Origin of the sequence: Rhodococcus sp. GXMU-t2271, assembly GCF_041414735.1 — a bacterium.
In the GTDB taxonomy this organism is placed as follows: domain Bacteria; phylum Actinomycetota; class Actinomycetes; order Mycobacteriales; family Mycobacteriaceae; genus Rhodococcus; species Rhodococcus indonesiensis.
This window is the reverse complement of the sequence record NZ_JAUIZP010000055.1, coordinates 43328-56496: the sequence shown is the minus strand read 5'-3', so window position 1 is coordinate 56496 and position 13169 is coordinate 43328. Positions and strand designations below refer to the sequence as shown.

Annotated in this window: 9 protein-coding genes; 4 read left to right on the top strand and 5 right to left on the bottom strand. The window is 71.5% G+C overall.

Features of this window, described 5'->3' with window-relative positions:
* Positions 1 to 202: 202 nt before the first annotated feature.
* Together QYS60_RS19930 and QYS60_RS19925 are read left to right on the top strand one after the other, a co-directional pair.
* Positions 203 to 697, top strand: a complete 495-nt coding sequence (locus QYS60_RS19930) for a MarR family winged helix-turn-helix transcriptional regulator (protein ID WP_371384024.1) — start codon at positions 203 to 205, stop codon at positions 695 to 697.
* A complete protein-coding gene (locus tag QYS60_RS19925; protein WP_371384023.1) occupies positions 690 to 2480 on the top strand; it encodes a long-chain fatty acid--CoA ligase in 1791 nt (596 codons plus the stop codon). Before QYS60_RS19930 ends, QYS60_RS19925 begins: the two co-directional genes overlap by 8 nt.
* Positions 2481 to 2523: 43 nt before the next feature.
* On the opposite strand, the gene malQ is transcribed toward QYS60_RS19925, so the two are convergent.
* The 3 genes from malQ to QYS60_RS19910 are packed head-to-tail and all read right to left on the bottom strand — an operon-like array spanning position 2524 to position 7127.
* The gene (gene malQ, locus QYS60_RS19920; protein ID WP_371384022.1) at positions 2524 to 4650 is read right to left on the bottom strand and encodes a 4-alpha-glucanotransferase; all 2127 of its coding nucleotides are present in this window, start codon (positions 4648 to 4650) and stop codon (positions 2524 to 2526) included.
* 48 nt (positions 4651 to 4698) lie between these two features.
* Positions 4699 to 5364 (bottom strand): response regulator transcription factor, encoded by a 666-nt coding sequence (locus tag QYS60_RS19915; protein WP_003935157.1) that lies wholly within the window; start codon positions 5362 to 5364, stop codon positions 4699 to 4701.
* Positions 5361 to 7127 carry a sensor histidine kinase gene (locus tag QYS60_RS19910; RefSeq protein WP_371384021.1) on the bottom strand — a complete coding sequence of 589 codons (1767 nt, stop codon included), beginning with the start codon at positions 7125 to 7127 and terminating at the stop codon, positions 5361 to 5363. The genes QYS60_RS19915 and QYS60_RS19910 overlap by 4 nt, the downstream gene beginning before the upstream one ends.
* A 147-nt stretch (positions 7128 to 7274) precedes the next feature.
* On the opposite strand from QYS60_RS19910, the gene QYS60_RS19905 reads away from it, so the two are divergent.
* Complete coding sequence (locus QYS60_RS19905; protein WP_003935159.1) at positions 7275 to 8942, top strand: protein kinase; 1668 nt, start codon at positions 7275 to 7277, stop codon at positions 8940 to 8942.
* Positions 8943 to 8976: 34 nt separating this feature from the next.
* On the opposite strand, the gene QYS60_RS19900 is transcribed toward QYS60_RS19905, so the two are convergent.
* Complete coding sequence (locus QYS60_RS19900; protein ID WP_371384020.1) at positions 8977 to 10359, bottom strand: hypothetical protein; 1383 nt, start codon at positions 10357 to 10359, stop codon at positions 8977 to 8979.
* Positions 10360 to 10501: 142 nt separating this feature from the next.
* Complete coding sequence (locus QYS60_RS19895) at positions 10502 to 11497, bottom strand: alpha/beta hydrolase (protein WP_371384019.1); 996 nt, start codon at positions 11495 to 11497, stop codon at positions 10502 to 10504.
* A gap of 293 nt (positions 11498 to 11790) precedes the next feature.
* Between QYS60_RS19895 and QYS60_RS19890 the strand changes: the two genes are divergently transcribed.
* Positions 11791 to 13164 carry a wax ester/triacylglycerol synthase family O-acyltransferase gene (locus tag QYS60_RS19890; RefSeq protein WP_371384074.1) on the top strand — a complete coding sequence of 458 codons (1374 nt, stop codon included), beginning with the start codon at positions 11791 to 11793 and terminating at the stop codon, positions 13162 to 13164.
* The last annotated feature ends 5 nt before the right edge of the window (positions 13165 to 13169 follow it).

The following is a 13169-nucleotide window of genomic DNA, read 5'->3' as shown; positions in this document are numbered from 1 at the left end:
TCAGTCGAGGGAGAATCCTGTCGCATCATCTGTACCCGACACGGGCCGGCTGCACCGGCGGTTCGGGCGGATTCGCGGTGGACGGTGCGGCTCGTCGACGGAGCCGGCGACGTGGTGCCGGGTCTGGTCGTCGAGTCGTCTGTGCGGCGCCGCGGGTAGAGGCGATTGGGGTGTCGAGCGGCACAGGGCTTACAGTTGCGTTGTGCAACACAAACGGGAGGTTGCGGCGCAGTCCGCAGCGACCGGTGTATCCGAGGTCTACGACGAGTTCGTGTACCTGGTTCGCCATCTCACAGCGGGGGAGCGCGCCCATGACGACGTGCTGTCCCTCGCGCAGCATTCGATGCTCGGATTCATCGACCGCAACCCGGGCTGCCGAGCCACCGACATCTCGGATGCGTTCAGCGTGAATCGGTCGACCGTCTCCCGTCAGCTGCGCAGCTGCATCGACGCCGGCTGGGTCCAGGCCGAGGCCGGACCCACCCGGCTCGGCCATCCCCTCCGGCTCACCGACCGGGGCCGCGAGATCCTCGCCCGCACCGTCGCCGGACGCCACGACGAGATCCGCGCGGCGCTGACCGGCTGGGACCCGGACGACATCGATCGGTTCGTCGACATGCTGCGCCGATTCCGCCAGGGAGTGGAACACCGGTCCACTGCCCGCCCCGACCACAACGAGGGAGACGCTCGTGCGTGAGTACACCACCCCCGCCCAGTTCACCGTCGGCGACCACGAATCGGTCGTCCGCACGGTCTTCACGCACGCGGAGAAGACGCCGCACCGCGTGATGTACTCCCGCCCCGAGGGCGAGGACTGGGTCGCCGTGACCGCACGGCAGTTCGCCGAGCAGGTCTCAGGGGTCGCCAAGGGTCTCATCGCGGCGGGCGTGCAGCCCGGCGACCGGGTCGCCCTGCTCTCGGCCACCCGCTACGAGTGGGCGTTGTTCGACTACGCCATCTGGGCCGCCGGTGCCGCCACCGTGCCGATCTACGACTCCTCGTCCACCGAGCAGATCCGCTGGATCCTGCAGGATTCCGAGGCCGGCATCGCCGTCGTCGAGACCGCGCGCCACGAAGCGCTGTTCGTCGACATGCCGGACACGCTGCGTCGCACCCTGCGGATCGACGGGGGTGCGGTGGACACGCTGATCGCCGAGGGCGCCGCCGTCGACGACGCGACCCTGCAGGCCCGCCTCGACGGCATCCGCGCCGACGACCTCGCCTCGCTCGTGTACACCTCGGGTACCACCGGCCGGCCCAAGGGCTGCATGCTCACCCATCGCAACTTCTACAGCGAGGTCCGCGGCATCCTCACCGCCTCGATCGGTGAGGTCGCCAAGCCGGGCAGCCGGGTCCTGACCTTCCTGCCGCTCGCGCATGTGCTGGCCCGGGCCGTGTCGCTGGCCGTCTTCGAAGGCGGTGCCGCGCAGGCACACTGGTCGGACTTCGGCACCATCTCCGCCCAGTTCGAGCGGTACGCCCCCAACACGATCCTCGGCGTGCCGCGCGTCTTCGAGAAGGTGCGCGACGCCGCGGCCCGCAAGGCCGCAGCCGGCGGCCGATTCAACGCGGCGATCTTTGCGTTCGCGGAGGAGACCGCCATCGCCTACAGCGAGTCGCTCGACCACGGCGGTCCGTCGTTCGCCCTCAAGGCCAAGCGCAACATGGCCGACAAGCTCGTCTACGCCAAGCTGCGGCAGGCGATGGGCGGCGAGTGCTGGTTCGCGATCTCCGGTGGCGGTGCCCTGAGCCCCCGCCTCGGCCACTTCTTCCGCGGCGTCGGCGTCCCGATCTACGAGGGCTACGGCCTGACCGAGAGCACCGCCGCGCACAGCGTGAACGTTCCCGGTGCCCAGAAGATCGGCACCGTCGGACAACCGATGGGCGGCAACAGCACCCGCATCGCCGACGACGGCGAGATCGAGCTGCGCGGCGGGGTCGTGTTCCGGGGCTACTGGCGCAACGAGAAGGCCACCGCCGAGGCCTTCCACGACGGCTGGTTCCGCACCGGCGATCTCGGCGAGATCGACGACGACGGCTATGTGCGTATCACCGGCCGCAAGAAGGACCTCATCATCACCGCCGGCGGCAAGAACGTCTCCCCGGGTCCGCTCGAGGACCGGATGCGCTCGCACACCCTCGTCTCGCAGGCCGTGGTCGTCGGCGACGGACGCAGCTACATCACCGCGTTGCTCACCGTCGACCCCGAGGTGCTCGACAACTGGAAGGCCGAGAACGGCAAGCCCCCCACGGCCACCATCGCCGACCTGCGCCGCGACCCGGCCCTGCACGACGCGCTGCAGTCCATCGTCGACGACGCCAACTCGATGGTCTCGCACGCCGAGGCCATCAAGAAGTTCGTCGTCCTCGACCGGGACCTCACCGAGGAGACCGGTGAGCTGACGCCGACGCTGAAGATCAAGCGCAACGTCGTGACCGAGCGTTTCGCCGCCGACATCGAGAGCATGTACGCGAAGTGACGCGCGGCCGGCTGCCGGGTCCCCGGCAGCCGGCCCGAGGCGTTCAGGCCTTGTCGGCGGACGGCTCCGGGGCCGCCGCGTCGAGCAGGGCCGCGAACCGCTCGTTGCCGGGCAGGTCCTCGAGCAGCACGGTCCGGCCGTTCTCGTCGGCCAGCGGGATCCGCCAGTTCGGGTACTCGTCGGACGTGCCCGGCTGATTCTGGCTGCGTCGCTCCCCGACGGCGTCGGCCAGCGACACGCCGATCAGCGCCGACGGGCTCGCGGCGACGAACCGGTGCAGTGCCTCGACGGTGCGCTGCTCGTCGGCATCCGCGTCGAGCAGCCCGCGCTCGCGCAGCACCGCCAGCACGGCGTCGCGCTCGGCGGCCGCGTCGGCGGCCTCGGTCTCCAGGTCCCGCTCCAGCAGACCCAGCTCGGAGCGCAGCGTGATGTGTTCTCCGGCAAGGAAACCCGCCGTCGGCGGCAGGTCGTGCGTGGTGACCGACGTCAGGCACAGCCGGCGGTAGCTCTCCGGTGGCCGCGGATCGTCGCCGTCGCGCTCGAACCACAGGATCGACGTCCCGGCGATGCCGCGGCGCGACAGGTACTCCTGCACCCAGCTCTCGAACACGCCGAGGTCCTCACCGATCAGCACGGCGCCCGCCCGGTGCGCCTCGAGCGCCAGGATCCCGATGAAGGCGTCGTGGTCGTACTTGACGTACGTGCCCTGATCGGGCGTGCAGCCCTCGGGAATCCACCAGGTGCGGAACAGGCCCAGGATGTGGTCCACGCGCAGACCCCCCGCGTGGCGCAGCGCGGTGCGCACCACGTCGCGGTAGGGGCGGTAGCCGAGCTCGGCGAGCCGGACCGGATGCCAGGGCGGCTGGGTCCAGTCCTGGCCCTGCCGGTTGAAGTCGTCCGGCGGCGCCCCGACGGTCATGTCGCGGATCAGCGCGTCGCCGAGCGTCCAGGCATCCGCACCGTCGGGCCGGACACCCACCGCCAGGTCGTGCACGATCCCGATGTCCATGCCGGCCGCGCGCGCCGTCGCCTGCGCCTCGGCGAGCTGCTCGTCGCACAGCCACTGCAACCAGCAGTGGAACTCGATGCGCTCGGCCAGCTTGGTCCGCTGCCGCGTGACGTACGGCTCGTCCGGGGTGGCCGCCGACGTCTGCCAGCGGCTGCTGCGCGCACCGAACTTCTCGCTGAGGGCGCACCACAACGCGAAGTCGGCCAGCGCGTCGCCACCGGCGGCACGGAACGCGTCGAACTGCGCCTGCCGCGCCGGGCTGCGCGGCACCCGGAACACCTGCCCGAGCACCTCCAGCTTGGCCCGGTACGCGGTGTCGCGGTCGATGCGCTTGTCCTTGCGGTTCGACTTGGCGAACTTCCCGGTGTACGCCTCGAGCGTCTTGCGGTGCTTGCGCGGCAGGAACGCCGCCTCCCGGATGTTCTCGACGCGCAGGTAGATCGGATGCACGAACCGCCGTGAACTCGGCAGGTACGGCGACGGCTCGAGCGGCGGCTCCGGTTCGCCCGCGTGGACGGGATTGACGAGCACGAAGTCGCCCCCGTGCACGGAGGCGGTGATCGCCGCCAGGTCCGCGAGGTCCGCGAAGTCGCCGACGCCCCACGACCGCTTCGACCGCACCGAGTACAACTGCGTGGCCAGGCCCCGGCGGCGTCGCTCGAGGAGCCGGTCGGCGGTGGCGAGCCGGGCGGGCGTCACCACCAGGGTGGCTTCGGCCTCGGTGTCGTTGCTGCGGGCGTGCAGGGTGTGCCACCCGAGCGGAAGGTCCGGGACGGCGAACGTCGCGCGGCCGACGAGCCGGCCGTCGACCTCCCGGGGATCGACCCACACGTCCCGCTGCGCGACCTCGACGACGTCGCCGTCCTCGGTGCGCACCTGCACCTGCACGGGATCACCGTGGGCCACGTGCACGGGGAAGGTGTGCTCCTCGCCCCGCACGACCACCAGCACGGGCGGCAGCATCCGCCGCCACGGCCGATTCGGCACATCCAGGAGGGCGGCGTCGATCTCCGCCTCGGTGCCGGCGGGCACCCCCAGGGAGACCAGGACCCGGCGCAGCGTGTCGTCGCTCGCGTAGTGGTCCTGCTGATCCCACCCCACGTACGTGGTGGCGATCCCGAATTGCTCGGCCAGTTCCCGCAGCTTCACCGTCGATGTCACGACACCCGATCATGCCAGGTCGCGGACGGTCCGGCAGACCTGCCGGGATCAGCTGCGGACTGTGGGGCCGAGGTAGGCGAGCACGGCCCGGACACGCTGGTGGTCGTCGGGTTCGGGTGGCAGGCCGAGCTTGTCGAAGACGGCGCGCACGAGCACGTCGACGGAGCGTTCCCCGAGGGACAGGGCGGCTCCGATCATCCGGTTCGAACAGCCTTCGACCATGAGGGTCAGGACCTCCCGCTCCCGGGAGGACAGGTCGTCGAGGGCCACCCGGTCGCGGTGCGGCCGCGAGATCAACCGGCCGGCCACGTCGGGATCGAGTGCCGTTCCGCCCGCCGCGACGCGGTGCAGCGAGCCGAGGAACCCGTCGATGTCGGTGAGGCGGTCCTTGAGCAGATATCCCAGACCGGCGGTCCCGCCGGCGAAGACGTTCATGACGTTCTCGGTTTCCACGTACTGGGACAGCAGCAGCACGGCGGTACCCGGGAAACACCGCCGAACGGTGAGGGCGGCGTCGATCCCTTCCGTGGTGTGGGTGGGCGGCATCCGGATGTCGACGACGGCGAGGTCCGGGTGGTGCTCTCCGACCAGTTGCAGCAGACCCTGCCCGTCCGCGGCCTGGCCGACCACCTCGATCCCCTCGTCGCGCAGCAGGCCGGCGATGCCCTCGCGGAGCACCGCGGAGTCGTCGGCGAGCACCACCCGCAGGTTCATGACGGCTCCCCGGGTTCCCCGGCGGTGAGGGGAAGGGACAGCGTCAGGGTTGTGCCGCCCCCCGTGGGACTGTGCACATCGAGCACCCCACCGAGAGCCGCGGCCCGGTCGCTCAGCCCGCTCAAGCCGCCGCCGGCGGTCAACGTCGCACCGCCGCACCCGTCGTCGGTGACGACCATCCGCAGCATGTCGCCGTCCCGGCGGAGGTCGATCCCGATGTGGGTGGCGCCGGAGTGCTTGGTGGCGTTGGCAACCGCTTCCGCGGCGATGAAGTAGGCGGCGAGTTCGACCGAGGCGGGAGCCCGCCCGGTCAGGGTGTCGACGATCTCCACCGGCAGCGGAGCGCGCTCGGCCAGAGCGGTCAGCGCGGCGGCGAGACCGTGTTCCTGCAGCACCGGCGGATAGACGCCCCGGGCCAGTTCCCGCAGCTCCACCAGCGCCGAGTCCAGTTCGGCCGTGCCCTCGGTGAGCAACTCCTGCTTGCGCTCCGGCTGGGACGTCCGCTGCGCACGCCGCAACAGGATCGTCGCAGCGACCAGGCGTTGCTGCGCACCGTCGTGCAGGTTGCGTTCGAGCCGCCGCCGCTGCGCGTCCCCGGCGGCGACGATCCGCTCCCGGGACCTGCGGACCTCGGCGAGCTGAGCCTGCAACTCGGACTGGAGCCGCTGGTTGTCCAGCGCGAGGGTCGCCGCGCTGCGCACCGCCGCGAGCAGTTGCGGCTGATGCCGCAGCGACCGGTCGTACACGAGCGCCCCGACCGGGACGCCGTCGCGTTCCAGGACGGTCGCCGCCCGGGGGGCGTCGCCGTCCGGCAGGCGCTGCGGGTCCCCGTGCGCGTCGAGGTACCGGTTCGACTGCGGCGACCACGACCACAGGACCAGACCGGGGTCGCGCAGTGCCTTGCGCAGCGCGTGGACGAACTCCTCCCCGAGCGGGGCCGCACCGACCTCGATCATCACGTCGCTGACCGCCCCGCGGGCGACCCGGTAGCGCCACAACCCCACCAGCACCGCGATCGGAAACAGCGCCGTCGCCAGGTAGCCCACGTAGGCCGTCCCCACGTTCCCCATACCCGACGACTGCGCGGTGATCAGTCCTGTTCCGATGACCGTGGCGAACCCGAGAATCCCGGCGACCCACAAGGGCGCGAACGCAGCCCGATAGGCCGGAGATCCCGCCCGCCACCGGGCCAGCAGCACACCGATCACGACCACACTGACGCCGGCGGCCACCGCACCGAACACCAGCTGCAGGACCCGGAAGATCGCCGGGTCGTCCCGGACCAGCAGGAGGTTGGGCGCGGTGAACCATTCGGTGCCGATCATCACGGACGGGTTGTAGAACATCAGGTCGAGCAGCACCGAGACCAGGAAGAACACATAGCAGCCACCCACGAACCACCGTTCCCACCGCCGGGTCAGTCGCCCCGTCGGAAAGCCCAGCAGTATGTGGATCAACACCGGCAGGTACATCACCGTCAGCGCCGCCCCGAGGGTGAAGACCACCGGATTGCGGGCCGCGGCGCCGCCCTTCACCAGCCACAACACCCCGGCCAGCACCATCAGCCGTCCCGTGTTGTCGTCCGGTCGGCTCTGCCACGCGACGATGCCCGCCGCGACGAAGGCGACACCGACCGCGAGGAATGCCACCAGCTCCACCGGTCCCGCGGGCGGACCTCCCGGCCAATCGACCGACACCAGCACCACCCCGACAACCAGCAGGGTGGTCACGGCGACGACCGCCGGCAATGTTCGACGACTCACGACGAGGCCTCCGATCCTCGCTCTCAGCATCCCGCTCCGGGCCCCGGCCGACCACCGTGCTGGCACTGTTCGACCATCCGTGATTCGGCCTCGGTTCCGCCGACGATCCCCGAGGGGTTGAATAGAGGAGACGGACCGCTTCGGGAGGTGGTGGCGGTGAGCGGAAACGGGGCTCCCGGGCCGGGTTCGGTGTTCGCCGGGTACACCATCGAGCGGCTGCTCGGCGCGGGCGGCATGGGGTCGATCTACCTGGCGCAGCACCCGCACCTGCCGCGCAAGGTGGCCCTCAAACTGCTCCATCCGGTCCTGACCGCCGACGACAGTGTCAGGGCCCGCTTCGAACTCGAGGCCGACCACGCCGCGCGGCTCGAGCACGCCAACATCGTCCAGGTCTACGACCGCGGCTGCGAGGACGGCCGGCTCTGGATCGCGATGCAGTACGTCCCCGGCACCAACGCCGCCGCGCTGCTCCGGCAGGGCCCCGTCCCGCCCGAGCGGGCAGTGCACATCGTCTGCGAGATCGGCAAGGCCCTCGACTACGCCCACCAGGCCGGGGTGCTGCACCGGGATGTGAAGCCGACGAACATTCTGCTGGCCGAGCCTGCCGGTCCGGGCGAGCCCGAACGGGTCCTGCTCACCGACTTCGGCATCGCCAAAGCCCTCGACGAGGCGAGCGGGCTCACCCGCACGGGGACGTTCGTCGGCAGTCTGCAGAACGCCGCACCCGAGCAGTTCGACACCACCGTCGCGCTCGACCGCCGCACCGACATCTACTCGCTCGGCTGCACGCTCTACCACCTGCTCACCGGCCGGCCCCCGTACTCCGGCGACACCCTGCCCAAGCTGTGGCACGGACACGTCCGCAGCCCGATACCCCGGCCGAGCGAGGCCCGGCCCGACCTGCCGAAAGCGTTCGACGCCGTCGTCGCGCGCGCCCTCGCCAAGGACCGCAACGACCGCTACGGGACCTGCCGGGAACTCACCGCCGCCGCCCGCGCTGCCCTCACCGGAGAGACCACGACCACCGCCCCCGCCCCGGTTCCCGCCGCGGCGGGTGACGACACCCTGGCCCGCACGGTGGCGGTGGACGCCGCCGCGGAACCGACCCGGGTCGCCGCACCGCGGCGCGCCGCACGGCGCGGCGACAGTGCGGCACCGCTGCGGGTGGTGCTCGCCGACGACTCCGTGCTCCTGCGCGAGGGCATCTCCCGGCTACTGAGCGACGAGGGAATCGACGTCGTAGGCGAGGCCGGTGACGCTGCCGCCCTGCTCGCTCTCGTCGCCGACGAACGTCCCGACATCGCCGTCGTCGACATCCGGATGCCCCCGACCCATACGACCGAGGGAATTGTCGCCGCCGCGACCATCCGTGCCGACCACCCCGACACCGCGGTGGTCCTGCTGTCGCAGTACGTGGAAACCGACCACGTCATGAACCTGATCGCCGACGGGGCCGCCGGCCTGGGCTATTTGCTCAAGGATCGGGTCGCCGACATCGACGAGTTCGTCGACACCCTGCACCGGGTCGCCGAGGGCGGTTCGGCCATCGACCCCAGCGTGGTGAGCCGACTGGTGACCCGGCCGCACCGCGACAGCCGTCCCATCGACACGCTGTCCACCCGCGAACGCGAGGTCCTCGCTCTCATGGCCGAGGGCCGCTCGAACCGGGCGATCGGGGCGGCCCTGTTCCTCGGGGAACGCACCGTCGAGGCGCACGTCAGGGCGATCTTCCTCAAGCTGGGGCTGCACCCCGAACCCGAGGACCACCGGCGTGTCCTGGCCGTGCTGAAGCACCTCGAGGCGACCACGCCCTGAGCCGTCGGCGGAGACGGCCCGGCGGCGCAGGTGCTCAGTCGGAGAGTTCGTCGAACAGCGTGGGCTCGTCCGGGTTCTCGAACAGCTCGGTCTGCTCGGGAGGGGACGACCGGCGCCGGCGCCGGCGCTTCCCGGTGCTGCCGGCCGGGGGCACGAGCAGTCGCATCGCTGCGGTGAGCGAGCGGCAGGTCGATTCCCATTCCCGCGCTTTCGCCTCGGCCCGCGCGGTACCGGCGTCGTCCCCGGCCGCGGCGCGGCCCATCGCCTCGGCCTGCCAGCACACCTGCGCGTCCACGCTCAGCCGCAGGAAACGCAGCAACTGGTCCGGTTCGTCGTCGGCCATGCGGGCCACCGTGCGGGGCTCGACCGACACCTCTCCGTCGAGATGGAGGTCGCGCAGTGCCAGCAGCGTCAACGGAAGATCCGCCTCGGACTCGGTCGTCCACGGCGGCAGCTCGTCCGCGGGCGGCGGCACACAGTCGTGGTCGGTCTCGTGCAGCAGCTCGCCTCCGAGGCTGGTGCCGAACCCCTCGTCCAGCCCCTCGAGGAACTGCGCGACCAGGTCGAGTGTGGCCAGCAGGTGGGCCGGCACGAACGGCGACGCGGGCAGGTGTGCCGCCACCGCGACCCGGTCCTCGACCAGCACGAATTTCAGGTGCGGCCACCGGCGGTTGAGGTCGGCGACGACCTCGGCGGCGCGGGTACGTCCGGCGATGTGGTGGACGATCGGGGCGAACACGTCGACGGTGCGCTCGTGCGGCCCGACGCCGACGAACACGAGCATGCCCGCGACCCGCACCGCCAGGTCGCCGTCCTCGTCCCACAGCGGGACGTCGCCGATCCGCTCGCGCAGCGTCGACTCGATCAGCTCGCGGACGTGGTCCTCGCCCGCCGTCTCGACGGCGAGGGGGAGCGCAGCCTGCGGCGGGATCTCCTCGGCCGGCGGGGGCAGTTCGAAGTCGGCCCGTCCGGTGCCGAACGTCTCGGTGCGCAGGAACAGCGGATGCGGCACCCCCCACACCCGGCGCAGCGCCGTCACCGCGACGGCTGCGAGCTGGTCGGCCCACGCCGCGGGCCGGTCCATCCAGTAGGCGGGCGACCCGCCGTCCTCCGGGTCTTCGGGTCCCCGGGACGGTTCGCGCCAGCCCAGCTCGGCGAGCAGCGCCTCGTCGCCCGGCCGGAGACGGCGATCGGGGTCGAGGTGGGCATTGGACGGCACCTCGCACCGGACCTGGCCCTCACCCCACGCGTAGAACTGCACGCACGGTCCGGCAGGGCCGGTGTCCTCCTCGACGAGCGGCTCGAGGACCAGCCCGTCGCCGTCGCGCATCGATGCCACATGGTCGGCGAGACGTGCCCGGAATTCGCTCCAGGACCGGTCGACGTCGCGGTCGAATCGACTCTCGGTGTCGGTCACGGTCCACCCCCTTTCCGCGGTCGCGGGACCGTGTGAAGACACTAGCCGGGGGGACCGACAGGCGCCGGGCGGGCAGTATCGCGCGGGGCCCGCGGCACCCGGCCACTCGGGTCGTAGTCGGCGCCGCGCTCCGGCCGACCCGTCAGCCCAGGCTGCGGACGAACACCCCGATCGAAGCGACGGCCCGTCCCGCCTCGGGCACGATGCCCGCCGCGGCCTGGAACACGTGCACCTGCCGCTCCCACACCTGCAGTTCGCAGTGCACGCCCGCGCTCGCGAGCCGCTCGGCCATCAGCTCGGCGTCGACGTACGTCATCTCCTCCGAACCGGTCTGGATGAGGGTGGGCGGCATCGCGGTCAGGTCGGCGTCGACCGGCGACACCGCACGCGGGCCGGACCCACCGGCGGCGGCGTCGATGCGGGCGATCACGTCGGCCAGGGCCGGAACGGCGCGGCGCGGGAACAGGGCGCACCGATACGAATTGGGATGCGCGAGCTTGCCCCGGGTGTCGAGGTCGGTCAGTGGCGAGAGTGCCACGTTGCCGGCCGGACGGCCGAGACCGAGCCGCAGCGCCGCGAGCGTCACCTGGAAGGTGAGGAATCCGCCCGCCGAGTCGCCGGCCACCACGATGCGCTCCGCCGGGTAGCCGTGCGCCATCAACCACCGCAGCCCCTCGATGCCGTCCTCGACCGCGCTCTCGATCGGGTGCCCCGGCAGCATGCGGTAGGCGACGCTGAGCACGGGAGCCCCGGCCGCCGACGAGATGCGGGAGACCATCTGCCGGTGGGTGGCCAGCCCGCACACCAGGAACGCCCCGCCGTGCAGGTACAGGATCGCGGTGGCGCCGTCGGCACCCGGGGCGGCGAGGAACTCGGCGCGGCAGGACGGCAGCCGCACCGGATGCCGGTGCGTGCCGGGGACCGGCTTGAGGGGGAACGCGAGCCGGTCGACCACGCCCGTCGGCCAGGGCAGGTGCGGGGCACGCGCCCACGCGTCGATGACCGGCTTGACGGTGCTGCGCACCGAGAACGTCAGGGCCTGCGACGGCATGCTCACCCCGGCGATCTCACGCCGCAGCACCGGCCGCGGCACGGGCGGATACGACAACGAAGGATGGTTCGACGCGGTGCTCGTCACCGGGACCTCCTCGTCCTCGTCCGCTCGGGCGGAGCTGCTCTCGTCGTCGGCTCCGGCTCGTCCTCCGCGGCCCTTCCGCCGTGGCTTTCGCAACGTTCGTCCGGGTCGGTTGATCGACAGTACGACGACGATCCGCCGGGGCGAAGCACCGTGACTCGATGGAGACCGGGCATCGAGGTTTTCGCAGGTCGCGGGCCTTTCTGTTACCGATTCGGTACGGCATGCGCGGGGCCGACGTACGATCCATCCCAGCATGCGACGGCGGACGAAAGGGGGCAGTCCCCGTGGGGTACATGCCGGTGACGGACTCGATGTTCTTGCTCGCCGAGTCGCGGGAGCGCCCGATGCACTTCGGTTCGCTGGAACTGTTCACCCCGCCGCCCGACGCCGGTCCGGGGTACGTCACCGACCTCTACAACCGGCTCGTCGCCGACGCGCACGTCGACGAGCTGTTCCGCAAGCGACCGGCCGATCCGGTGTCGAGTCTCGGCTACACCTGGTGGACCGTCGACGAGGAGATCGATCTCGAGTACCACGTCCGGCACTCGGCGTTGCCGGCACCGGGGCGGATCCGCGAGCTGTTCACCCTCGTCTCCCGCCTGCACAGTGGGCTGCTCGACCGGCACCGGCCCCTGTGGGAGGCGCACCTGATCGAAGGGCTCGCCGACGGCCGGTTCGCCGTCTACACGAAGATGCACCACGCGCTGCTCGACGGGGTCTCGGGGCTGCGGCTGCTGCAGCGCACCTACACCGTCGACCCGAGTGTGCGCGACTTCCCGGCGCCGTGGCACCTGCCGCCCCGCCCCCGATCCGGGAACGGATCCGGGACGCCAGAGCGGACGTCGACCGTCGGTACGGTGCGCTCCGTGGCCGGTGACGTGATCAGTGCGGCACCCGTCGCGCTGCGGATCGCGCGGACCGTGCTCGGCGGGCGCCGCGTCGCACTGCCGTACGAGGCCCCGCGGTCGATGTTCAACGTCCCGATCGACGGCACGCGACGTTTCGCGGCGCAGTCCTGGAGCCGCGCACGCATCACCCGGGTGCGGCGCGCGGCCGGTGTGTCGAGCAACGACGTCGTCGTCGCCATGTGCGCCGGGGCCATCCGCGCGTACCTCCTCGAACGGCAGGCGCTGCCCGAGACCCCGCTGATCGCGATGGTCCCGGTGTCGCTACGCGCGAAGGACACCCCCGAATCGGCCTCGGGCGGCAACAGCGTCGGGGTCACGCTGTGCAACCTCGGCACCCATCTCGAGGATCCACTCGCCCGGCTGTCGACGGTCAGCGACTCGATGGCGGAGGGCAAAACCCTGTTCGGTGGCATGACACCGCTGCAGGCGACGGTGTGGTCGGCGCTCAACATCGCCGGACTCGCGCTGGCACCGATCTCGGGCGCGGTCGCCCTGGCGCCGCCACCGTTCAACCTCATCATCTCCAACGTGCCGGGACCTCGGGAACCGGTGTACCGCGGCGGATCCCGGCTCGACGGGATCTACCCGGTATCGGTCGTGCTCAGCGGCCAGGCACTCAACATCACGCTGACCAACACCGCGGACACCGTCGACTTCGGCGTCGTCGGGTGCCGCCGCACCGTCCCCGCGCTGCAGCGACTGCTCGGGCATCTCGAGGACGCCCTCACGGAACTCGAACTCGCACTCGATATTTCGTGAGAGGG